The sequence below is a fragment of the Ensifer sp. EB106-03-01-XG145 genome (assembly GCF_058792075.1).
In genome coordinates this window covers 268813-291490 of the sequence record NZ_JBYTEC010000002.1, presented here as the reverse complement: position 1 = coordinate 291490, position 22678 = coordinate 268813, and the positions used below count along the sequence as shown (strand labels likewise).

Sequence of the window (22678 nt, the reverse complement as noted above, 5' to 3'; positions counted from 1 at the left end):
AACCGTGACCGAAATGTGGTGAAAATCATTCTTTGGCGTGGATCGCCGCCCGCTGCGAGCACTCGTTTCCGGAGTGTTGCAGAATTCCCGCGCCACCTCTGTTGGCTGCCTTAGCCAATGGCCAGATCGCCCTTCGTGGGATCCGGAATGACGACGATGGTGCTGCCGTCGCGCACCTGATCGTAGAGATAGACGACATCCTGATTGAGCAGGCGAATGCAGCCCGACGAGACCGCCTTGCCGATCGAATGCGCCTCGGGACTACCGTGGATCCGATAGAGCGTGTCCTTGCCGTCCTTGTGGATGTAGAGCGCACGGGCGCCGAGCGGGTTCTTGATCCCCGGCGGCATGCCGCCATTGGCGATGCTGTAGGGCGCGAGCTTCGGCTGACGCGCGACCATCTCGTCGGGCGGCGTCCAGCGCGGCCATTTGCGCTTGTAGGCGACGATCGCGCGACCGGACCACGCAAAACCCTCGCGGCCGACGCCGATGCCGTAGCGCATCGCCCTCCCGCCGGGCAGCACATGATAGAGATACTTCGCCGGCGTATCGACGATGAGCGTGCCGGGCCGCTCGCCGCTCGGATAATCCACCTCCTGTCGCCAGAACTTCGGATCGACCTCGGCAACCTTCACCTCGGGGATCGGAAACTCTTCATCCGGCATCGCGTAGTACATCGGCGGCACGGTCGGCCCGGCCGCGGCGCGGACGGGTACTGCCGCCACCGGCACCGCCGCCGGCGTCGGGCGCGCGGTCGCGCAACCGGTGACGAACAGCGAGGCTGCTCCGACGACAAGGCTACGGCGGGTGAGCGTGATGCCGGTCTTGTGATCGGCCGTGGATGAAGAGGGCTCGTTTGGTTCGGTCATATCGGGCATTCAACGATTCGATTGTTGCAATGTCGCTTCAGAGGGAAGTCCTACCTTAAGGCTGCCTTAAGGGAGCGATTTAAGAGTTCCGCTCTCAAAAATGTGAGGAATAGCAATGCGAGTCCTGATCGTCGAAGACGACGATATCCTCAGAGACGGGCTGAAGGTTGGCCTGGCGCTGGCCGGATTTACCACCGATGCCGTCAGCACCTGCGACGCGGCGGCGACGGCGCTCGCCGCCAACAGCTTCGACGCGATCGTGCTCGACCTGATGCTGCCGGATGGTTCCGGCATGGATATCCTCAAGGACTTGCGCTCCAGCCAGAATGACACTCCCGTGCTCCTGCTGACGGCCCGCGACACAGTTCGCGATCGCGTGGCCGGCCTCGACACCGGCGCCGACGACTACCTCGGGAAACCCTTCGACCTCGACGAAGTGGCCGCACGGTTGCGGGCGCTGTCTCGGCGGTCTACCGGCCGTGCGACGGCGGCGCTCGAATGGGCAGGCCTGCGGCTCGATCCCGCCCGGCAATCGGTGGAACAGGCCGGCAAGCCGCTACAACTCTCGCGGCGTGAGTATTCGATCCTGCACACGCTGATGGCACAGCCCGGCGTCATCTTTTCGAAAACCAAGCTCGAAGACAGGCTCTACGGCTGGCAGGAGGAAATCGAAAGCAACGCCGTCGAGGTCCACATCCATCATTTGCGCAACAAGCTCGGCCCCGGCCTGATCGAAACCGTCAGAGGCATCGGCTACCGGCTGGGTGGAGCCGGCTGATGCGGTCGCTGCGCACCCGCCTCTTCGCCATTCTGTTGATCACGACAGGACTGCTGTGGCTGTCAGCGACGATGTGGATCTTCCTCAGCACGCGCGCCGAGGTCGAGCGTGTGCTCGACGCGCGACTGATGGAGGCCGCGCGCATGGTGAATTCCCTGATCGTCAGCCCTGACATGATGAAGGAGGAAGGCGACGGTGACGCCAACCGTCCGGCGCAGAGCGCGATCAAGATTCCGGTTCTGGAGCACCCGCACTACGACCGGCAGCTCTCCTGCCAGATCTGGTCGCTGGACGGCACGCTGATCGGCAAGTCGGACAGCGCTCCCGACACGACGCTCGCGCCGCATGCGATGGGCTTCTCGGAAACCGTTATCAACGGTGAGACCTGGCGGGTTTTCGCGGTGGAGAATGCCAGCCTCGGAGTGCGCGTCCTCGTCGGCGACAATCTTCGCATCCGCGACCGGCTGGTCAACGATCTGGTCAAGGGATTGCTGCTACCGGCGCTGCTGATCATCCCCCTTCTGGCCGTCTTGATCTGGCTCAGCGTCGGACGCGGGCTGGCACCGCTCCGGAAACTTGCGGGCGATCTCGCCGCGCGCGAGGCTTCGGATCTGCACGCGATCGAAGACGTGGGCACGACGCGTGAAATCAGCCCGGTGTTGAAATCGCTGAACGGCCTCTTCGCCCGCGTCGCCGGTGCCCGCGAGCGCGAACAGAACTTCATCGCCTTTGCCGCCCATGAACTGCGCACGCCTCTGGCCGGCCTCAAGACGCAAGCCCAGGTCGCGCTTTCCAGCGACGACGGCGAGATCCGTGAGAAGGCGCTCGGCCAGATTGTCGCCGGGGTCGACCGGACCGGCAAGCTGGTGCGGCAACTGCTCGACATCGCCTCCGTCGAGGCCTCCGAAAGTGCCAAGCCAGCAGGAGCCTTCAATGTCGGTGAAATATTGACAGGTCTTCGGACCGAACTCGCCGGCCAAGCTCACCGGGTCGACGTCGCCATCGACCCGCACCTCTTCGGTGTGAAGATCGAGATGGATCCGGACCTCTTTCGCCTGGCGGCGCGCAACCTCCTGGAAAATGCGATCAACCATTCGCCGCCTGGCGCAACAGTCTCCTGCACCTGCGAGATGGCGGCCGGCCGCCTCGTCATTGTGATCAACGACACAGGCCCCGGCATTCCCGATGAGGAGATACCGCACGTGACCGAGCGCTTCTTCCGCGGCCGCTTCAAGACATCGGTCGGCAGCGGCCTGGGCCTCAGCATCGTCGAACGGGCGCTGGATCGTACCGGCGCGGAGCTCGAGCTCCGCAACCGGGAGCGCGGCGGTTTGTCGGCCCGCATCGCGCTACAGCAAAGCCTCATCCGGTGACCAGCCTCCGGGCCGAAGCACAAACCTAGCTCGAAAGGAGGCGTTGACCTCAGGATCAGGCGTGACACGCTCAGGCATGGTTCACAGCGGTCATCGGCGAGAGCCCAATCTCCGGATGGCGCGAACTGAAAGGAGAAAGTCATGGCAGCGAACGGCAGCTATAACGGAAAGTGCTTCTGCGGCGCAGTCGAGATCGAAGTGAACGGCGATCCGGCCGCCATGGGCTTCTGTCATTGCAATTCGTGCCGGACGTGGTCGGCGGGACCCGTGAATGCCTTCACGCTTTGGCCGCCGGAGAAGGTCCGCATCGTCAAGGGCGCGGACAATCTTGTCGGCTACCAGAAGACCGCGACGAGTGTGCGCAAATGGTGCAAGGCCTGCGGTGGTCACCTCATGACCGAGCATCCGCTCTGGGGCGTGACGGACGTCTTTGCTGCGGTCATCCCGACACTGCCGTTCAAACCCGCGCTCCACGTCAACTATCAGGAGACGGTGCTGCCGATGAAGGACGGCCTACCCAAGTATCGCGATTTCCCCCCGGCATTCGGCGGCACCGGAGAATTGATCGCGGAGTGAATCAGGCCGCAGCCGGAGCGATGCTCGCCAGATAGTGCTGAAGGGCTGTGCGCGTGTTGACGAACAGGCGATCGGGGCCGAGCTGATCGGCAAAACCGGAGGCCCGCACATAGGCGAGCACATCCGGGTTCAGCTCGGCCAGCCAGACGGTGACCCCGTGTTCGCTGATGCGATGCTCGCCCTCCATCATCATTTGCAGCGCGGAGTATTCGATATCGAAGACCCGGCTCATGTCGAGCACGAGAACCTTGGGCTTGTGCTTGGCGACCAGCATCTGCGCCTGGTCTGCCACTTGCTGGGCATTGGCAAAGAACAGGCGCCCCTCCGGCCGAAGGATCAGCAGCCCTTCGAAGGTCTCGTCGTCAGGATGATCCGGCGACAGCGGCCGGAGCCGATCGGTGCCGCGCTTGCGGCCGACGACATAGACCTTCGCCGATGCCGCCTGGCGGGCCAGTCCGATGAAGGAAAGCACGATCGCGACGATGATGCCCTGCAGCGTCCCGAAGAGCAGCACGCCGAGGAAGGCCGCCAGTGCCCACTGAAACTCCATTCGCCGGACCTTGCGGACCGACAAGAAATCCGCCGGTTTGATAAGCCCGATCGAATAGACGATGACGATTGCCGCCAGGACCGCCTGCGGCAGCAGACCCAGCAGGGGCGCCAGCACCAGCATCGTGGCAGCCGCTGCCGCCGCGGTGACCAGCGACGCCACCTGCGAATGTCCACCGACGGCACGCACGACGGCCGTCTGTGATGTTCCGCCGCCGGCGCTCATGGCGCCGAAAAGCGCGCCGCCGAGATTTGCAGCGCCGGTTGCCAGCAATTCACGGTTCGCCCTGATCGGCGGGTCGGAGGGGGCGGCAAATGCACGTCCCGCGGCGATGGTCTCGGTGAAGCTCATCAAGGCGATGCCGAGCGCGCCGGGCAGAAGCTCCTGAGCAAGACCGAGGCTCGGAAGCGTGATCGAAGGCAGAGACTGCGGGATGAAGCCGACGGTGGAGACACCGAGCGCCTCGAGGCCGGCGAACCAGGAAAGCGCAATGCCTGCAGCCACCGCCAGAAGCGGCGCCGGCGAATGCGGCCAGAGCCGCTCCATCGCAAGAAGCGCCACCAGCGCCGCAGCCGCAATTGCAAGCGTCAGTAGCGAGGTCTCGGACAGATGGCCGGCGATGCTCAGGATATCCCGGAAGAAGCCTTCCTTGGTGAAGTGAAGGCCAAGCAGCTTCGGCACCTGGTCGAGCACGATGACGAGGCCGATGCCGGCCTTGAAGCCGATCAGGACCGGCGAGGAGATGAAGTTGGCGACGAAGCCGAAGCGGAGAAGCGAAGCCAGGATGAGAAGCCCACCGGTCATCGCCGTCAGCGTCGCGGTTGCCGTTATCAACTTGCCGGGATCGCCATCCGGGACGGCAAGGCCGAGCTGTGTTCCGGCGAGAATGGCAAGGGTCGTGGTCGACGAGACGCTCAGCACCCGGGACGTGCCGAGAAGCGCGTAGATGATCATCGGCACGAAGGCGGTGTAGAGACCGACACTGACAGGCAGACCGGCGACCGTGGCATAGGCCATCGCCTTTGGCAGAACCACGGCAGCGGCCGTGAGACCTGCAATCACGTCGAGCCGGAAACCCGCAGTGGCACCGCGACCGTCGCCGACAGGCGAATGCTCGTTCGATGCCATCCGGACTATCCTCTGGCAGGAGCTTTCATGAAGTTATTCTAAAGCGATAGCACTGGGTAAAATCCGTTGCAAGGAACGCCTCAGCCACACTTCGGGCATCACTTGTCGCCTACCAAAGCAGACGCTGGCAGGCTGCTCGACTTGCGGATATCTTGAGGACTGCGGGTGCCGGGCCGAGAGGGGATTTCGGCGGCAGGGAGCGAAGCCAAGGCGGACCGTCGCAGGCGTACGGAATCGTTAGCACGGCGGGCTTCCTACCTGGCGAGAGGGAGGGTTGCGTGGCGAAATCTCATCGCAGGAGCCATTCAAAAAGAATGCGGCGCCTGTTCTTCTCCAATCTCTACCAGCAACTTCAGGTGCTCTGGCCGATCTTCTCCGCAATCCTGATCGTGATGACCGGATGCGGTGTCATCATTGGCCGCATCGAGGAATGGCGGCTCGATGAATCCCTCTATTTCACCTTCGTCACCGGGCTGACGATCGGCTACGGCGACATCACGCCCAAACACCTGGGCGCACGGCTACTGGCTCTGGTGATAGGCTTTTCCGGCATCGTCCTGACCGGCCTCGTCGCGGCCATCAGCGTTCAGGCGCTGAACGCGACGAGCAAGGATGAAACGGACGATCGCTGAGGAGAGCGGGCCGGCAAAGTTTGCCCGCTCCCCGTCCAAGTCTGCCGAAGCTTAGCCGGCCACGAAGCGCCCTTCAGACACGATTTCGGAGAGGGCTTTGCGCGGGCTTGGTTGCTCGCGCTGTTGCAGCGCCTCCGGAAGCAGAGCCTTGTCGCCGAGGCGTCCGATCGCGACGGCAGCCTCGATCCGGTAGTTTTCGGGAACTTCGAGTTCGGCCCGCGCGCGGTCGTAGTCGATGCCGGCCATGCCGTGGGCCTGCCAACCGGAATGAGCCGCCTGCAGCGCGAGCGCGCCCCAGGCAGCGCCGGTATCGAAGGAATGGGTGTAGGAAGGCACCTCTTCGCTGGCGCCTGGCGGCAGCAGGGAGGTTTTCGACAGCACGAAGATGAGGGCCGAAGCCTCTTTTGCCCAACTGCGGTTGAACTCGTTCAGAAGACCGAGCAGCTTCTCCCAGTCCTGTCCGCCGCGGCGGGCATAGACGAAATGCCAGGGCTGGGCATTGTAGGCTGATGGCGCCCAGCGGGCGGCCTCCAGGATTTCGAACAGTTCGGCCTCGGAAATCTCTTCGCCCGAGTAGGCCCGCGGCGACCAGCGTTCGAGAAAAAGCGGATTGATCGCGTGATCCGCGACGCGTGAATTCACATGCAATGTCATGGAGATGGTCCATTCATCGGCGACGTGCTGCCGCCTTTCGGGTTGGTCATTGACGACCGAAGCTTTCGTATCGGTCGCAACGACTTCTCAAGGTCGAGATTTCATCGGAGAGTTCGGCGATGCGGTCCCTGAGCTCATTGGCCGTGCCGTCCTCGACATCGTCGAAGCCAAAACAGTCCCGCGCCTCGTGCAGTTCCAAACGGCCCTGCAGGACCTCGCGAATTGCGCTCAAACGCTCAAATTGCCGCAGCATACTCATCTCGGACCTCATTTCAGCCGATCAACGCAAACCTGCACCGACCGGAGGCGTTTCTGCCAGCTCGATTCCTGACCGAGCCTCTCCGAGATTATCCACTTAAATAGTGGATTAAAGGAATTCTGACCCAAAGAGCGAGCGAGAGATGAAAAACTGCTCCGCTTTTGGCGCACGTCAAAGCCGCGAGGCAATGTAATGGAGGAAGGAGGCCGCGGTGACGGTGATGCGCTCCGCGGCATTGGTGGACCTGGGCGGTGGGAGGCTCGCCCAGGTCGGAAGCGGTCAAGCGGTCGGGAGGTCCTTCGCGTCGGGGCGGTTGCCATCGAGGAAGCCCATGTCCCGCTTCAGGTGATCAGACAGGTCTCTGACGTCGACGACATCGAGCGCGCGACGCTTCCGCGCGAACAGAAGCGCCAGCCAGGAGCGCGCGGAAAAATCGTTTGTCGACGAAAAACTACGTACTTGAATGGTTGTCATAGCCGTCATCCTCTTCATCAATCCGTCTAATGGACGGATCTTGAAAATGGTTACGAGCGGCATCACCTTCCAATCGAATATCGCTTACCATGCATAAGGCCATTTAATGCATAAGACACTTCCGCTTCCACCATTGACGGCGATCCGCGTCTTCGAGGCGGTCGCCCGGCATGGAAGCTTCACCAAGGCCGCAACCGAGCTCGGCATGACCCAGGCCGCGGTGAGCTATCAGATCAAGGTTCTCGAGGATCGGCTCGGCGCGCCCTTGTTTTTGCGTCGACCGCGCCAGATCGCCTTGACAGAAGTCGGACAGCGGCTCGCTCCGGCGGTCACACAGGCCTTCGAGCAGCTCAGCGAAGCCTATGTCACGGCGCGCGGCGGCGCCCAGGGAACGCTTGTCATCAGCACGATCGCCACGTTCGCCTCCAATTGGCTGGCGCGGCGTCTTGGCTCCTTTCAGATCGCCCACCCTTCCCTTGCCGTCCGCCTTCAAACGGAGCCTCACCTGGTGGACTTCAGCCGCGAGGAGGTCGATATCGGCATTCGCTCAGGCCGCGGCGACTGGCCGGGGCTTGCGGCGCACCGGCTGATCAACGCCGACTTCACCCCTATGCTCAGCCCGAGCCTTGCGGCCAGTATCGGCGGGGTGAAAGAGCCGGCCGATCTGTTGGGTCTGCCGCTGCTCGATCCCGGCGATCCCTGGTGGGCGAAGTGGTTTGCGGCCGCGAATGTGCCTGCCGAGGGGCTTTCAAGTCGTCCCGGCGCCAGCATGGGCGCACAGGCCTATGAGGGCAACGCCGCGACGGCCGGCCAGGGCGTGGCAATACTGACGCCGGCCTTTTTTGCGGCCGAATTGGCCGATGGGCGCCTCGTCCAGCCCTTCGATCTTCTCTGCAACGACGACCATGCCTACTGGCTGGTCTACCCGGAGACGCGGCGCAATTCACCGAAGATCAGCGCCTTCCGCCAATGGATCCTCGGCGAAATCGCGGCTTCTTCGCGCTGAAGCGGGAACCGAGAACGGCACCCCGAACCGGACTGATCTGCCATGGAATTTTGAATCTTTGCGGAACTCTCGGGCGTGCCCGGGAGTTGCATTCCCGAAGCGCCCATAGTGAGGGCATGCGGGAGCGAACATGCAACGCGAGCCGACGGAACAGTTCCGTTCAGCCACGCAGAACGCCTGGTGGACCGTAAATCGCGGCGATGGACCGATCGTCGGCACCGCGATCCACAATGGGCATGCCATGCGCAGCGATGCCCGGGCGCTGGTGGCGTTGACGGAGAAAGAAAGGCTGCGCGAGGAGGACCCGTTCACGGAGTTCATCATCCGCGACCTCGCCAACCGCATCGTCGTCCATCGCTCGCGCTTCGAGGTCGATATCAATCGTGCCCGTGCAGGCGCCATCTATCTCCAGCCCGCACAGGCGTGGGGCCTTTCCGTCTGGCGAGAGCATCCGCCTGCCGAGTTGATCGAAACATCCCTCGCCGTCCATGACGAATACTACGCCATGCTGCGGTCGATGCTTACGGCAATCGAGCGCCGCCATCAGCGTTTCATCGTGCTCGACGTTCACAGCTACAACCATCGGCGGCAGGGGCCGGAAGCCGAACCGGCCGATATCGCCGAGGCGCCCGAGATCAACATCGGAACCTCGTCCATGGATCGGGTCAAATGGGCCGGCGTGATCGAAACGCTGATATCGGCCATTGGCGCCACCACGCTCGCGGGTCGGCCTGTGGATGTGCGTGAAAACATTGCCTTTCAGGGACGCGGAGAACAAACGCGCTTCATCCACGAGCACTTTCCCGATACGGGCTGCGCGATCGCGATCGAGTTCAAGAAGACCTTCATGGACGAGTGGACCGGCAAGCCAGACCTCGAAGCGCTAAGGTCGCTGCGCACACTGGTCGGATCACTCGTTCCGATCCTAACCGAGGCGCTCGCGAGGCAGCGATGACGGACGGGAGACCCATGCGCGCGGGCCTTGACTCGGAGTGGCTCGATGAAGCCATTGTCCGACTGAAGGATGGTCGCGCCGTGCGACGGGACTTCGGCGAGGGTGGACGGCTGCACATCGACCGCCTGCTTCCTTTCCTTTGCGTCCATATCGCCGCCGAGCACGAGCAGCCGGTCGCGCGCGATATCGCCCAGGCGAATGCCGCCTATCTGCTGGCGCCGAGCGTCGATGTCGCCGCCGTTGTCATCGAGCGGGTCGGCCGCGTGATCGAAGAGCGGCAGGGCATGTTCATCGTTCTCGAGTTTGCCGAGCTCGAAAGCGATGACCCGCCGGCCAAGGACGCGCCGTTCCTGCCGCCCTTCCTGATCGAGGTCGTCGCCGGGCTAAGCGGCGCCGAGCAGGTTGCCGCGAAAGCATTGATCGAGACGGCTGCGACGATCGAGGGAAAGTTCCGGACCCCGCATGTGACGCTTGTCGAGCGACAACCGGAGGCACGGGCAGGCCGAAGGGCCCTGGCGCTCGACTATCCCCATCTCACCGTGCGTTTTGCCCCCATCTACTGCGAGCCGGGCACCCGCCGCATCTATCCGCAATTGCGCGAGCGGCTGGTTGCGAGCGTCTTCGATGCTGGGCTCCGCGCCGTTGCGGCCTTCGCCCGCGCGCGGTCCGATGACTTCCGGCTACCGACGCATCGCGCCCTTGGCCGGAAAGCCTTCGTCGACGCGGTCGTGCGTGCCGACCGCGGCATCGACGAGATCGCCTCGAGCTTCGATTTCCTGCTCGCGGTGACGCCGATCAACGCCGAAACCGCGTGGGCGGAATTCGCGTCGAGCGGCTTTTCCAGAAGCCCCCGCCTCTACTATCGGCCGCTGGCGCTGCAGATCGAAACGGCCAAGCGCAAACTCTTCACCCTCAATTTCGAGCATCTCGAAGATCCGCTGCTCTACGCCCTCTATCGGGAAAAGCAGCAGGAGGTCGATCTCCAGCTCTCGATGATATCCGCGCGCGAGACCCGCAAATTCGTCGAACTCGGCCGCGCACTCTACGGCCCGGTGGAAAGCGAACTTCTCAACGCCGCGTCCGACATCCTTACGCGCACAGCAGCCGATGGCGACGCACCGCCGACATCCGGCAACAAGCGCGACTGCGACTACATAAGGGAGCGGGCCCAGGCGATGATATCAGCCTATCGGCGCCAGTCGGCCGATTTCACCGCCTCCGTCGAAATTCGCGACGACCTGCCAGCCGGCCTGCTCGTCTCGCGCGGCCAATTGCTAATCGCGCGAAGCTCGGCACTCGACCCCGATCGCGTCGAGGCGCTGCTGAACCACGAGGTCGGCGTACACCTGCTAACCTACTTCAACGGCTCGGCGCAGGGCCTCAGGATCCTCCGCTCCGGGCTTGCGGGTTACGAGGGCATGCAGGAAGGGCTTGCCGTTTTCGCCGAATACTTGAGCGCCGGCATGACCGCGGACCGGCTGCGGGTGCTTGCGGCGAGAGTCGTCGGCTGCGCGGCCCTGCTTGACGGCGCACCGTTTCCGGACACCTACCGGCTGCTCGTCGACGGCCACGGCTTCGGCACCGCCGAGGCCTTCAACATTACGCTGCGCATCTATCGCGGCGGCGGGCTGGTCAAGGACGCGATCTACCTGCGCGGCCTGCTGCAGCTTCTCGACCATCTCGCCGACGGCGGCAGTCTCGAGCCCTTCTGGATGGGCAAGATCGCCGCGTCGCATTTCGCTGCGATCCAGGAACTCAATTTGCGCGGCCTCCTTGGTGCCGCCGCCATTCGCCCTATTTTCCTCGATGACGTCAAAGCGCGCGACCGACTTCAGCGAGCCCAGAGGGGAATTACCCCGCTCGACATGGTCGCAGAGTAGGAAACGGATGCGCATCGCCTTTTTCGTCAACTCCATCGAGGGCGAAGAGACGGTCTACGCGACGACATCGCTTGCGCTCGCGGCACTCGCCCGTGGCCACGAGATCGTCTACGTCACCCCTGGTGATTTCATCCTGAGGCCGGATGGCCGCCTGATGATCCACGCCCTCAACCTCGGCGCGGCGAAGCCGCGCAAGGCCGAAACCTTCATCGCCGCATTAAGGGGCGACGCGACCGGGCGAGACATCCTCGACATCGCCGATGTCGACGTTCTGTTTCTGCGGAGCGACCCGTCGGAAGACGCCGGTCCGCGCCCCTGGGCCACCCAGGTGGGCGTGATCTTCGGGCGGCTTGCGGCCGAGCGCGGGGCAATCGTCGTCAACGATCCCGACGGGCTGACGCGGGCGCAGAACAAGCTCTATCTCCAGGACTTCCCCGAAATCGTCCGGCCGACCACGCTGATCTCGAAGCATATCGAGGAGATCAGGGCCTTTGTCGACGAGCACCCGGAAGGTGTCATCCTGAAGCCGCTGCAGGGCTCCGGCGGCAAGAACGTCTTCAAGGTCAGCTCCAGCCACGAGACGAACCTCAACCAGATCTTCGAGGCGGTCAGCGAGATGGGCTATGTGATCGCGCAGGAATATCTGCCGGCAGCAACGGAAGGCGACGTCAGGCTGTTCCTGATGAACGGCCGGCCGCTCAAACGCGGCGATACCTACGCTGCGGTTCGGCGCGTCCCGGCGGAAGGTGAGCTACGTTCCAACATGCATGTCAACGGCAGGCCCGTCGCCGCCGTCGTCACGCCGGAAATGCTCGCGGTGGCCGAACAGATGCGGCCGAAGCTGGTGCGCGACGGCATGTTCCTCGTAGGGTTGGACGTGGTCGGCGACAAGCTCGTTGAGGTCAACGTCTTTACCCCGGGAGCCCTGCCTGAAATCGCCGAACTGACATCGATCGAGTTCAGCGAGGACATCATGGCGGCGCTCGAACGGAAGCTCGACATCAAACGGGCCAATGGCGGCACACTTTCCAATCGCGAGCTTGCCACGCTTTGACCTATAGCCGGCCCTCGTGACAGGCCCGGCGACCGGGGAAATCCTACCTTTCACGCTGTCAAAGCCCTATCCGCGCGGTATAAGCGCCGCGCAGCCGGGCATCTTCGTGCTCCCAAACGAAGATCAACGGCTGCCGCCGGCGCGTCCCATGCGACGCCCTCCCAAGGCCCAAGCTCCGGCGTCAACGACATCACGAGGTTAAACCATTGGCAGGTATCATCACCAAGGGCGCTGAGCCCACGCGCGCGGCCTCATCCGCGTCACCGGACGCGACGGGCTATCGATTTGCCCTCTTCGCGCTCACCTCACTGTTCTTCATGTGGGGCTTCATCACGTGCCTGAACGACATTCTGATCCCGCATCTGAAGAACGTCTTCTCGCTCAACTACACGCAGTCGATGCTGATCCAATTCTGCTTCTTCGGCGCCTATTTCATCGTCTCGCTGCCCGCCGGCGCGCTCGTCAAGCGCATCAGCTACAAATGGGGGATCGTGCTCGGCCTCGTCATCGCCGCCATCGGCTGCGCGCTGTTCGTCCCGGCGGCAAGCTTTCGCATCTATGCGCTGTTCCTCGGTGCTCTCTTCGTGCTGGCAAGCGGCATCACGCTGCTGCAGGTTTCGGCCAACCCTTACGTGACCGTGCTTGGTCCGCCGGATACGGCCGCGAGCCGCCTGACCCTGACCCAGGCCTTCAACTCGCTCGGCACGACGCTGGCCCCGATGTTCGGCGCAACGTTGATCCTGTCGGCTGCTGTCGTCGCCACCGCCGACGCGACGCCGGAACAACTCGACGCTCTGAGGCTCGCCGAAGCAAGCGCGATCAAGTTGCCCTACTTGCTTCTTGCCGCCGCCTTCCTGCTGCTTGCGGCGCTCTTCGCCGCCCTGAAGCTGCCGACCGTCGAAGTGCATGACGAGATCGAGCCGATCACCGACGGCAAGTCGGCTTGGCACTACCGCCACCTGATCCTCGGCGCCATCGGCATCTTCGTCTATGTCGGCGCGGAGGTCAGCATCGGCAGCTTCCTCGTCAACTTCTTGAACCAGCCCGATATTGCCGGTCTCTCAGAAGCCGAAGCCGCCCATTATGTGATGTATTTCTGGGGCGGAGCGATGGTCGGCCGGTTCATCGGCGCGGTTGCGATGCGCTTCGTCGACGACGGCAAGGCGTTGGCCTTCAACGCAGTCGCAGCGATGGTGCTGTTGCTGCTAACCGTCTTTGCCGGCGGCAGCGTTGCCATGTGGTCGGTTCTGGCGATCGGGCTTTTCAACTCGATCATGTTCCCGACGATCTTCAGCCTGGCGCTCTACGGCCTCGGGAAATACACGAGCCAGGGCTCCGGCATCCTGTGCCTGGCAATCGTCGGCGGCGCGCTGTTGCCGTTGGTCCAGGGCGGCCTTGCCGACACAATCGGCATCCACCTCGCCTTCCTGATGCCCGTCGCCTGCTATGCCTATATCGCCTTCTACGGCCTGAAGGGACACAAGCCGACCTGATCTCTGAAGCAGCACTTCGCCGCCTCGGCGGCGAAGTGCTTCCAGCCTCTTGAATTGGCGCAGTTCCAGACGGAAACCGCTTCACATTTTCCTGGAATTGCTCTGGCGCTTAAAGCGACTCGTCGACGATGACGACCGGGCGCCCCATCGAGCAAGCCTCCACACGCGCCTCGACGCGGTAGACCGAGCGCAGCATGTCCGCGGTGATGACCTCATGGGTCGGACCGCTCGCCAACACCGAGCCGCCGCTGATGACGATCGTGTCGTCGCAGTAGCGCAGCGCATGGTTCAGGTCGTGCAGCGCGATCAGCACCGCCATGCCCGACTGCGCCGATAGGCGCTTCATGAAGCCGAGCACCTCGATCTGGCGGAAGAGATCAAGCGCCGAGGTCGGCTCGTCCATCAACAGCACTTCGGGCTTGCGCACCAGGGCCTGGGCGATGGAGACGAGCTGGCGCTGGCCACCGGAGAGTTCGCCGAGACCGCGAAAGGCGAGGTCGGCGATCCGGAGTTCGCCGAGCACTCGGTCGATCTCGGCGAGTTCGGCGTCCTTCACCTTCCAGCCGGAACCCTGCTTGGCCGACAGAAGCACCGACTCGTAGACGGTGAGCACGGCATTGGCGCCAGTATCCTGCGGCATGTAGCAGATGCCCTCAGGCCCCTTGGCGGTATCCGAAAGGTGGACAGTGCCGGGCCCGGACGTCAGGCTTGCGATGCGCTTGAACAGCGTCGACTTGCCGGCGGCATTGGGACCGATCACCGCCGTTAGGCCACCGCCCCTAAGGACACCTGTATTGACGTCCGACAGCACCGTGCGCCGGCCATAGTTCGCGCCGACCTTTTCCAGCGTCAGGCTTACCATGCGCGCCTCCTGTTGGTGAAAATCAGCACGAAGAAGAAGGGCACGCCGACGAGCGCGGTAATGACGCCGATCGGCAGCACCGCGCCCGGAATCAGCATCTTGCTGACGACCGAGGTGACCGAAAGCAGCAGCGCACCGCAGAGCACCGAGGCCGGCAGGAAGAAGCGCTGATCCTCGCCGACCAGCATGCGGGCGATGTGCGGCCCGACGAGACCGACGAAACCGATCGTGCCGACGAAGGAGACCGGGATCGCCGCAAGCAGGCTGACCGTCATCATCGCCTCGAGCCTTAGCCGGCGAACATTGATGCCGAAGCTCGCCGCCTTGTCGTCGCCGAGCCGAAGCGCCGTCAGCGCCCAGGCGTGCCGTGCAAAGAGCGGCAAGGCGAACAGCAGCACGGCGCCGGTGATCCAGACCTTCGGCCATGTTGCCTTGGTGAGGCTGCCCATCGTCCAGAAGACGACCGCGGCCAGCGCCTGCTCGGAGGCGAGGTATTCGAGCAGCGACAGCGCAGCATTGAAGGTGAAGACGAGCGCGATACCGAGCAGCACGATCGTTTCCACCGTGACGCCGCGCATGGTGGAGGCGAAGTGGATGAAGAGCGCCGCCAGCATCGCCATCAGGAAGGCGTTGATCGGCACCATGTACTGGACTGCAACCGGAAAGACCGCGACGCCGGCAACGAGGCCGAGGGCCGCGCCGAAGCCGGCAGCGGCGGAGATGCCGAGCGTGAACGGACTTGCCAGCGGATTGGCGAGGATCGTCTGCATCTGCGCGCCGGCGACCGACAGCGAAGCACCGACCGTCACGGCCATCAGCGCGATCGGCATGCGGATGTCCCAGATCACTACCCGGAGCTGGTCGCTCACCGTTTCCGGCCGGAACAGCGCCGTCAGCACATCGGTAAGCGGATAGTTTGCAGGCCCAAGCGCCATGTCGACCGCGACGGACGCAAACAGCGCGCCGACGAGACAGAAGATCAGCACCAAACGACGCAGGACGAGCGCGCGGTAGCGCCCCCGTCCCTCAACGCCGGAAACCTGGTCGGTCATCGCAACCATCATTCACCACCCTTCGGAAGCGAGACGAAGTAGCCCGGGCGATAGGTTACCGGCAGGAACTTCTCGTGAAACTCGCGGAAAGTCCGGTCCGGGTCGATGTCGGCAAAAAGCTCCGGCTGGAACCACTTGGCAAACTGCTGGATCGGAATGAACTCGTAAGGCGCGCCGTAGAACTGATGCCAGACGGCGTGCACGTTACCTTCCTTCACCGCCTTCAGGCGGGGAAAGCCCGGGCGCTGCATCAGACTGCGCAGACGCTCCTCAGCCGCCGCCGCATCGGCGCCACGGCCGACGCTGACGAACTGGTTGAGATCGGATTCCGCCGACCAGTTGCTGCCGGTGATGATGACATGATCGGGATCACTGACGATGAGCTGCTCGGGATTGAGGTCGCCGAAGGTGCCCTTGATCACGTCCGAACCGATATTGTGGCCGCCGGCCTCTTCCACCATCTTACCGAAATTCGCCGGACCGAAGGTTCGGCAGCAGACGACGTCGCCGGTGATACCGGGAGAGCGCTCGATAAAGACTTTGGGGCGTGCGATTGCCCCCGCCGTCTTCAGACGGTCCGTCACCAACGCGATCTGGGCATTGCGGTATTCGATGAATTCACGCGCCTTTGCCTCGGCGCCGAAGAGCTGGCCGAGGATTTCGACCGATTTCTCGCTGTTGGCAGCCGGATCGACGCGGAAGTCGAGATAGACGACGGCGATGCCAGCGGCCGCCGCCTTCTCGATGAAGCCGGATTCCTCGACGGCCTTCTCAGCCTCGAGGTTCAGGGTCAGCACATCGGGCTGCAACGCAATCGCCGCTTCGAGGCTGAAATCGCCTGAAGGGATATAGCCGAAACGCGGCAGCTTCTCGATCTCGGGGAAGCGCTCGACATAGGCGGCGTAGGAATCCGGGTCCTTTTTCACGAGGTCGTCGCGCCAGCCGACGATCGTGTCGAAGACATGCTCGCCTTTCAGCGCCGCCGCGACATGGATCTGCCGCGCCTCGCCCAGCAGCACGCGCTTGGCGGGCAGCGCGATTTCGACCCGGCGGCCGGTAACGTCGATGATTTCCGCGGCGCTAGCCGGCAGAACCGCCAGCACAATGGCGGCGATCATCGCCGACGCGATTTTCCTGAAGATCGGCATTCTCATTCCTTTCGATCGCGACGCTGCTGCTGTTTTCTTTAAATCGCATGCGATTTAAGGGCGAAAACATGCAGCAATTCAAAGTGCTACGGCGACCTTTGCGCGTCTAATAAGACGCGCGGTGCCGTAGAGACCTCCCCTCCTCCGGCTGTCGATGCGCTTACTTGCTGGTCGTCAGCGAAACGAAGTAGCCGCTCTCATAGGGAAGCGGCAGGAAGCGCTCGTGCAGCTCCGTGAACGTCGCTTCCGGGTCGAGATCGGCGAAGAGATCCGGATGCAGCCACTTGGCGATCTGCTGGATCGCGACGAACTGGTAGGGGTTGTTGTAGAACTGGTGCCAGATGGCATGTACCTGGCCGTCCTTGACCGCCTGCACGCCGGTGAAGGCCGGGCGCTTGGTCAGGTTTTCGAGCTTGCGGGCCGCTTCCTTTACATCCGCGCCATAACCGACGCCAACCCAGGCGCCGTCCGGCACGTAACCCCGCCAGTTGCCGCCGGTGATGATGATCTGGTCCGGGTTCGCGGCGATGATCTGCTCCGGATTGACCGTGCCGAAGGTGCCGGGAATGATGTCCTTGGCCATGTTCACGCCGCCGGCGAATTCGACCATCTTGCCGAAATTCTCGTTGCCGAAAGACATGCAGCAATCGTCGGAGTAACCGCCGGCGCGCTCGACGAAGACCAGCGGCTTCTTCGGGTTGGCCTTCGCCAACACATCGGTCACCTTGGCGATGCTCTCGGCGCGGAACTTGATGAACTCTTCGGCCTTCTCCTCCTTGCCCAGCAGCTTGCCCATCACACGCATGCTCGGCTCGGTGTTTTCCATCGGCTTTTCGCGGAAGTCGACATAGACGAGCGGAATGCCGACCTTGGCGAGCTTCTCGATGTAGCCGGCCTCCTCCGTCGCCGTCTTGGCATCGACATTCATCAAGACAACATCGGGCTTTAGCGCCACCGCCTGCTCGATGTCGAAAGTGCCGTCCTTCATGCCGCCGAAGGTCGGCAGCTTGGCGATATCAGGGTATTTCGCGAGATAGGCGACGTAGCTTTCCGGGTCAGCCTTGGAGAGATCGTCACGCCAGCCGACGACGCGTTTGAACGGCTCGTCACGGTCGAGCGCACCGAGGAAATAGATCTGGCGGCCTTCGCCGAGGATCACGTGCTCGACCGGTACATTGACCTCGACATCGCGGCCGGTCACGTCTTTCAGCGTCACGACATCAGCGAAGGCTGCCGTTGAAAAAAGCACGCAAAAGCCCGTGGCGGCCGCAGCCACCCTGTTGAAAAACCGCATTGTTTTCTGCTCCGCTGGGAAAAATCGACGCGATCTAATGTTTCATGACTTTATTAGTCAACATTTATCTTTTAGAACGCCTCCAAACAGAGACGGCGGTATCGACATGAGCGATGTAACGGATCGGCAGAACTACAACCTGCGGGATGAAATCAAGGCCTACTGGTCGGAGCGCGCCGCAACTTTCGATCTGTCACCGGGACATGAGATCTTCTCGGAGGAGGAGCGCGCTGCCTGGCACGCGTTGTTTCTACGCCACCTTGGACCTGGCGCCGGCCGCGCCGCGTTGGACCTTGCCAGCGGGACGGGCGTCATCTCGCACCTGCTCGACGAACTCGGCTTCAAGGTGCAGGGCCTGGATTGGGCCGAACCCATGCTCGAACGCGCCCGCGAAAAGGCCCGCAAGCGCGGCCGCTCGATCCGCTTTGCCCTCGGTGACGCCGAAAATACCATGGAGCCCGACGGCCATTACGATGTGATCGTCAACCGGCACTTGGTGTGGACACTCGTCGATCCGGCCGCAGCCTTTGCCGAATGGCTGCGTGTGCTGAAACCGGGCGGCACGCTGCTGATTGTCGATGGCGACTTTGTGAACACCACAGCGCTCGAGCGGCTGTTCTCGAAGCTCAGCGCCTGGGGACAACGCCTCGGCCTCTTCAGGGCGGAAACGCCGACCGGTTCACCGCAGATGATGGCGACGCATCGCAGCATTCTCTCCCGCGTGCATTTCTCCAAGGGCGCCCGCGCCGAGGCCGTCGTCGAACTGTTGCAGAAGGCCGGCTTCGTCGACATCACGGTCGACAGGGAATTCCGCGAAATCCATCGCACCCAGGCCAAGAACTGGAATGTCTTCAAGGGTCTGGCACGGCAGTCCCAGCATCGCTACGCTGTTCGGGCGGAAAAACCCTAGCAAAATCCTGCCATCGGGATTGCCCGATATCGGTTGATCCCCCACATGATAGGACGGAATTTCGACAGCCCTGTCGTGAACGATGAACTGAAAAAGGTAGAAAAATGCGCGCTACAATCTTGTTGGCAATAGTTCTGGGCCTCGCCGCATGCTCCCAAACCGGCGGTGGCGGTTACAGCGGCAACTACGAAGGCGGCGACGGTGACTTCTATCCTGGGATCGTCGCTCCAAAGTAGACGCTGAACCACCGTAAACCGTGATCTAAGATCCCTTCCCGTCGACATTGTGCAATCCTGCGATTGGCGGGGTGGGTTCTCAATAGCTCGTCACTCGCAAGTGAATGGCCGTCATGCGATGTGGAAGAACGTCGCAGGATCGCGCGCTGGTGTACGGCCGGCCATTCTAGCTGCCAATCCGTTCAGCCAGACGCCGCAAGCCTGGAATGTCCTTGAGCATCAGCTTCTGTCGTCCGCCCTGGACGAGGCCCTGCCCTTCCCAGGCGCTGAGGATGCGCGAGACGGTGTGCAGCGTTGTTCCGGTCATCTCGGCGATATCCTGGCGCGAGATCGGGAAGTCGATGCGGACGCCGCCGCCTTCCGGCTTGCCCGCCTGCTCCGCAAGGCGGAGAACCGTGTGGGCGACACGGCGCTCGACCTCTTCCGTCGACATTTCGCGGATGCGGGTATGCGCCTCGTCGAGACGCTGCCCGATCGTATGCATGGCGTTGACGGCGAGGTGAGGGTTCTTCTCGACGAAGACGTTCCAAAGCTCCGTCGGCCAAGCGAGAACCAGGCTCTCGGTCGCGGCTGTCGCCGTTCCCGGATAGTCGCTGCGCTGCAGCGCACGGGCAAAGCCGAAGAGGTCGCCGGGATTGACGACCCGGACGATGATCTGCTGCCCGTCCTTGGTGACCTGGGTCACCTTCAGCCGGCCGTGCAGCAGCAGGAAGAAGAAGTCGGCCTGCGCACCCTGCTCGAACACGGCTTCGTTCTGCGGAACACGCCGCACCGTGGCGCGCGTCAGCAGCGAATCCAGTTCCTGATCGCTCATTTTCTGGAAAAGAGGGAGCGATTTGACGAGTGTGCGATCGAGTGCAGCCACTTTGGCATCCTGCCGTTTGAGTTGCTCTGCTCTAGCACAGCCCGGAACCCTGCAAAAGGACCACGGCGCCGCACGTCCTGTCAGATGTGCAAAGGACGCCATAGCACCGCGATTGCCACATGCTTTTGCCCCTAGATCGGTGACGATCTAGGGGCAAAAGCATGTATTGGACCTTGTGCCGGTTGAGAGGTGCGAGCCCCAGCGGGTCCACTGCCTGCGCCATGTTAGCCGGCGCCCTGGAGCCGGCGTTCGAAGGCGTAGAGGAAGCCCGAATACCAGCGGCCGTCGCGCACCAACCGGAAGCCGAGATTATCGGGCGGCACGCCGACGGCGCAGCCGCCACTCTTCGGATCACGGATGAAGAAGCTCATCGATGCCCGGTGCTTGCCGTTGACGACGAAGATGCCGCAGGCGGGCTGCTCCTTCAGCACCTCGCCATCGTCGCCGATCGTCACGCGGCGGTGGCAAGTCTCTGTCCATTCCCAGACATTGCCGTCCAGGTCCGCAACGCCGTACTCGTTCTCGCCGAAAGCGCCCGAAGGCTGCGGCAGCGGGTCTTTCGCCCGCTGCCGGCTCGCCTCGCGCTCGTAGTCCGCCAACCAACGCAGCGCCGGATTTTCCTTGCTGCCGTCGATCCCGAGCGCATCGTCAGGAAACTTGGAGCCGGCGGCAAAGGCCCATTGCTGGTCGGTCGGCAGACGCCAGATTTCGCCGGTCTTCCTGGTCAGCCATGCCGCATAGTCGTTCGCGTCGGTATAGTTGACCCCGGTCATCGGCACGCCCGACAGGCCGGCACCATGGCCGCCCTCCGGCTGCTGGCAGGCGCCGTCGGCGATGCAGCGTTCAAAATCTTGACGCGTCACCTGGTACTTCATGATCTCGAGCGGCTGCTCGAGCGCCGCAACGACGATGGGCGCATCGACAGCAAAGCCGTTCTTCAGGAAGTGTCCCTCCGCCCGATAGCTCATTTGACGCGGTGCGATCGTCACGGTCACCGGCGGCCTGATCGACAGGTCGACGCCGTCCTTGAGATCGTCGAACAGCCCCACCTTCGCCGAAAGCACGCCACCGATTGCGGCCAAAAGGACGGCCGGGGCTGCGAGCGAGAGGAGCGAAACCGCAGATTTCTTGTTGCTGGTCATGGGAGGCCTCCGGGGAAAGGGCACGCGCTGACGAGCGCGTGCCTTTGTTCGCGTGCGGGATCGCGCAGATCGCGGCCCCGCAATCACCTTGCTTCAGCCGTCTACATCGACGCCGGCTTGACGACCGAAGTCATGAGGTCGTCGTTCCAATCGCCGGTGACCTTGAAGTGGCCGGCAGCGCCCAGTTCGAAGGCCTCGATCAGGTTGTGGTTGACATAGGCGTACACACCCGGCTGGCGGAATGTGTAGAAGGCAGCGCCCGCGGTTCCGCCCGGAATGAGCCAGGTTTCCTGGTCGAGGTCCGGCGGGTTGCGGAACTTGCCGGTCGCCCAGACATAGTCACCATGCCCACCGATCAGGTGCGGCCGCGTATCGCGGTTGGCCTGCGAATGGACGACGAGCACGCGCTCGCCCACAGCCGCTGTCAGGGCGTTGTCGCCGGTCAGCGCGCCGACCGCGCCGTTGAAGACGATGTGGGTCGGGGTCAGCGTGCGCATCGCCTTCACCGCATCTTCATAGGCATCACCGGGGGTTTCGTACTTCTTGTAGTTCCCGGCCTCGTCCTTCGGCACGTAGAAGTCCTGCTCGCCGACATAGTAGATCTTGTCATAGGTCAGCGGCTGGCCCTTCTCGTCCTTCAGGCCTTCGCGCGGCAGCACCATGATGGCGCCGTTCATGCCCGAGGTGACGTGCCAGGGCACCATGCCTTCGGGCGCGCAATGGTAGACGAAGACGCCGGGCTTGGTGGCCTTGAAGCGAAGCGTGGTTTCCTCGCCCGGGTTGACCTGCGTCAGCGCACCACCGCCCAGCGCGCCGGTTGCGGCGTGGAAGTCGATGTTGTGCAGCAGCGTGTTGGTCGCCGGGTTGATCAGGCGGAGCTCGACATAGTCGTTCTCATGCACCACCATCAGCGGGCCAGGCACCGAGCCGTTGAAGGTCATTGCGTGGATCTCGGTGCCTTCGCGGTCGATCACCAGCTTCTTTTCCTCGATCGTCATCGTGAACTCGACGACGCGCGGTCCGGTCTTGGCGACCTGTTCATGGGCGTGGACGAAAGGCGGCTTGACGAGGTCGACCTTCACGCGCGGCAGGGTCGAGATATCGACGGGGGCAGCGCCCGCTGTCGTCGCGGCGCCGGCCGCCTGTGCCGAAGCGGTATGGAGAAGCGGCGCAACGGCGCCCGCCAGGGCAGCGCCGGCAAGCATCGTCCGGCGGGTCATCTGAAGTTGTTCAGTCATCTTGCTCTCCTTCGACGCGCTCCAGCGGCCGGAATTGGCCTTCTGCGAAACGCGCCTGTATTCAACGAGTTAGGGTGGGCGACGCCGACTTGGGCGGCCTCACCTCCGGTCTCGACCACCGGCCCCCCAGCAGTCACAAAAGAAATAGAACCACAGACGAATCGCGTCTTTGTCTTGGAACAAATCGTTTCGAGGCGATCGTTTTTCTTAGTCCCCCATGAACACACCTGGCGAAGCGGGGCCGCGATAC

The 22678-nt window shown here is 63.2% G+C and carries 22 protein-coding genes; 10 read left to right on the top strand and 12 right to left on the bottom strand.

All coding sequences use genetic code 11. The annotated features are described in order from the left end of the window. Positions 1-110: 110 nt before the first annotated feature. Positions 111-869: a L,D-transpeptidase gene (locus AC3WWH_RS09945; protein ID WP_058322978.1), complete on the bottom strand. Its 759-nt coding sequence runs from the start codon at positions 867-869 to the stop codon at positions 111-113. 115 nt (positions 870-984) lie between these two features. On the opposite strand from AC3WWH_RS09945, the gene AC3WWH_RS09940 reads away from it, so the two are divergent. The 3 genes from AC3WWH_RS09940 to AC3WWH_RS09930 all read left to right on the top strand — a co-directional run bounded on the left by AC3WWH_RS09940 (position 985) and on the right by AC3WWH_RS09930 (position 3596). Then, the gene (locus AC3WWH_RS09940; RefSeq protein ID WP_058322870.1) at positions 985-1647 is read left to right on the top strand and encodes a response regulator; all 663 of its coding nucleotides are present in this window, start codon (positions 985-987) and stop codon (positions 1645-1647) included. After that, positions 1647-3020, top strand: a complete 1374-nt coding sequence (locus AC3WWH_RS09935) for an ATP-binding protein (RefSeq protein WP_058322869.1) — start codon at positions 1647-1649, stop codon at positions 3018-3020. The genes AC3WWH_RS09940 and AC3WWH_RS09935 overlap by 1 nt, the downstream gene beginning before the upstream one ends. A gap of 141 nt (positions 3021-3161) precedes the next feature. Then, positions 3162-3596 carry a GFA family protein gene (locus tag AC3WWH_RS09930; RefSeq protein ID WP_058322868.1) on the top strand — a complete coding sequence of 145 codons (435 nt, stop codon included), beginning with the start codon at positions 3162-3164 and terminating at the stop codon, positions 3594-3596. A gap of 1 nt (position 3597) precedes the next feature. Here the strand turns inward: AC3WWH_RS09930 and AC3WWH_RS09925 are convergent, their stop codons facing one another. Then, positions 3598-5274: a SulP family inorganic anion transporter gene (locus tag AC3WWH_RS09925; RefSeq protein ID WP_058322867.1), complete on the bottom strand. Its 1677-nt coding sequence runs from the start codon at positions 5272-5274 to the stop codon at positions 3598-3600. 314 nt (positions 5275-5588) lie between these two features. Between AC3WWH_RS09925 and AC3WWH_RS09920 the strand changes: the two genes are divergently transcribed. Beyond that, positions 5589-5906 carry a potassium channel family protein gene (locus AC3WWH_RS09920; protein WP_057251846.1) on the top strand — a complete coding sequence of 106 codons (318 nt, stop codon included), beginning with the start codon at positions 5589-5591 and terminating at the stop codon, positions 5904-5906. A gap of 51 nt (positions 5907-5957) precedes the next feature. On the opposite strand, the gene AC3WWH_RS09915 is transcribed toward AC3WWH_RS09920, so the two are convergent. The 3 genes from AC3WWH_RS09915 to AC3WWH_RS09905 all read right to left on the bottom strand — a co-directional run bounded on the left by AC3WWH_RS09915 (position 5958) and on the right by AC3WWH_RS09905 (position 7293). Beyond that, complete coding sequence (locus AC3WWH_RS09915; RefSeq protein WP_058322866.1) at positions 5958-6560, bottom strand: nitroreductase family protein; 603 nt, start codon at positions 6558-6560, stop codon at positions 5958-5960. 46 nt (positions 6561-6606) lie between these two features. Next, a complete protein-coding gene (locus AC3WWH_RS09910; protein ID WP_057251848.1) occupies positions 6607-6819 on the bottom strand; it encodes a hypothetical protein in 213 nt (70 codons plus the stop codon). Between the two features lie 279 nt (positions 6820-7098). After that, positions 7099-7293 carry a hypothetical protein gene (locus AC3WWH_RS09905; RefSeq protein ID WP_058322977.1) on the bottom strand — a complete coding sequence of 65 codons (195 nt, stop codon included), beginning with the start codon at positions 7291-7293 and terminating at the stop codon, positions 7099-7101. Between the two features lie 106 nt (positions 7294-7399). Between AC3WWH_RS09905 and gcvA the strand changes: the two genes are divergently transcribed. The 5 genes from gcvA (at position 7400) to AC3WWH_RS09880 (ending at position 13681) form a co-directional block, all read left to right on the top strand. Then, on the top strand, positions 7400-8299 hold the full coding sequence (gene gcvA, locus AC3WWH_RS09900) for a transcriptional regulator GcvA (protein WP_058322865.1): 900 nt from the start codon (positions 7400-7402) through the stop codon (positions 8297-8299). Between the two features lie 130 nt (positions 8300-8429). Continuing rightward, a complete protein-coding gene (locus AC3WWH_RS09895; protein WP_058322864.1) occupies positions 8430-9254 on the top strand; it encodes an N-formylglutamate amidohydrolase in 825 nt (274 codons plus the stop codon). A gap of 14 nt (positions 9255-9268) precedes the next feature. Next, positions 9269-11134, top strand: coding sequence for a flavohemoglobin expression-modulating QEGLA motif protein (locus tag AC3WWH_RS09890; RefSeq protein WP_373419890.1), 1866 nt, complete (start codon positions 9269-9271; stop codon positions 11132-11134). A gap of 7 nt (positions 11135-11141) precedes the next feature. Next, positions 11142-12188, top strand: coding sequence for a glutathione synthetase (locus AC3WWH_RS09885; RefSeq protein ID WP_058322862.1), 1047 nt, complete (start codon positions 11142-11144; stop codon positions 12186-12188). A 218-nt stretch (positions 12189-12406) separates the two neighbouring features. Then, on the top strand, positions 12407-13681 hold the full coding sequence (locus AC3WWH_RS09880) for a sugar MFS transporter (protein ID WP_245299177.1): 1275 nt from the start codon (positions 12407-12409) through the stop codon (positions 13679-13681). Positions 13682-13790: 109 nt separating this feature from the next. Here AC3WWH_RS09880 and AC3WWH_RS09875 read toward each other — a convergent pair whose 3' ends face one another. From AC3WWH_RS09875 to AC3WWH_RS09860, 4 genes are all read right to left on the bottom strand, one after another. Then, on the bottom strand, positions 13791-14543 hold the full coding sequence (locus tag AC3WWH_RS09875) for an ABC transporter ATP-binding protein (protein ID WP_058322860.1): 753 nt from the start codon (positions 14541-14543) through the stop codon (positions 13791-13793). Continuing rightward, positions 14537-15607 (bottom strand): FecCD family ABC transporter permease, encoded by a 1071-nt coding sequence (locus AC3WWH_RS09870; RefSeq protein ID WP_058322859.1) that lies wholly within the window; start codon positions 15605-15607, stop codon positions 14537-14539. Before AC3WWH_RS09870 ends, AC3WWH_RS09875 begins: the two co-directional genes overlap by 7 nt. After that, positions 15604-16749, bottom strand: a complete 1146-nt coding sequence (locus AC3WWH_RS09865) for an ABC transporter substrate-binding protein (protein WP_492376959.1) — start codon at positions 16747-16749, stop codon at positions 15604-15606. The genes AC3WWH_RS09870 and AC3WWH_RS09865 overlap by 4 nt, the downstream gene beginning before the upstream one ends. A 154-nt stretch (positions 16750-16903) precedes the next feature. After that, on the bottom strand, positions 16904-18037 hold the full coding sequence (locus tag AC3WWH_RS09860) for an ABC transporter substrate-binding protein (protein ID WP_492376958.1): 1134 nt from the start codon (positions 18035-18037) through the stop codon (positions 16904-16906). 106 nt (positions 18038-18143) lie between these two features. Between AC3WWH_RS09860 and AC3WWH_RS09855 the strand changes: the two genes are divergently transcribed. After that, entirely contained in the window at positions 18144-18947 is an 804-nt protein-coding gene (locus AC3WWH_RS09855) for a class I SAM-dependent methyltransferase (RefSeq protein ID WP_058322856.1), read from the top strand. Positions 18948-19349: 402 nt separating this feature from the next. Here AC3WWH_RS09855 and AC3WWH_RS09850 read toward each other — a convergent pair whose 3' ends face one another. The 3 genes from AC3WWH_RS09850 to nirK all read right to left on the bottom strand — a co-directional run bounded on the left by AC3WWH_RS09850 (position 19350) and on the right by nirK (position 22428). Next, positions 19350-19997: a Crp/Fnr family transcriptional regulator gene (locus AC3WWH_RS09850; RefSeq protein ID WP_057252108.1), complete on the bottom strand. Its 648-nt coding sequence runs from the start codon at positions 19995-19997 to the stop codon at positions 19350-19352. Positions 19998-20272: 275 nt separating this feature from the next. After that, the gene (locus AC3WWH_RS09845; protein ID WP_057251859.1) at positions 20273-21190 is read right to left on the bottom strand and encodes an SUMF1/EgtB/PvdO family nonheme iron enzyme; all 918 of its coding nucleotides are present in this window, start codon (positions 21188-21190) and stop codon (positions 20273-20275) included. Positions 21191-21291: 101 nt separating this feature from the next. Continuing rightward, the gene (gene nirK, locus AC3WWH_RS09840) at positions 21292-22428 is read right to left on the bottom strand and encodes a copper-containing nitrite reductase (RefSeq protein ID WP_058322855.1); all 1137 of its coding nucleotides are present in this window, start codon (positions 22426-22428) and stop codon (positions 21292-21294) included. Positions 22429-22678: the final 250 nt, after the last annotated feature.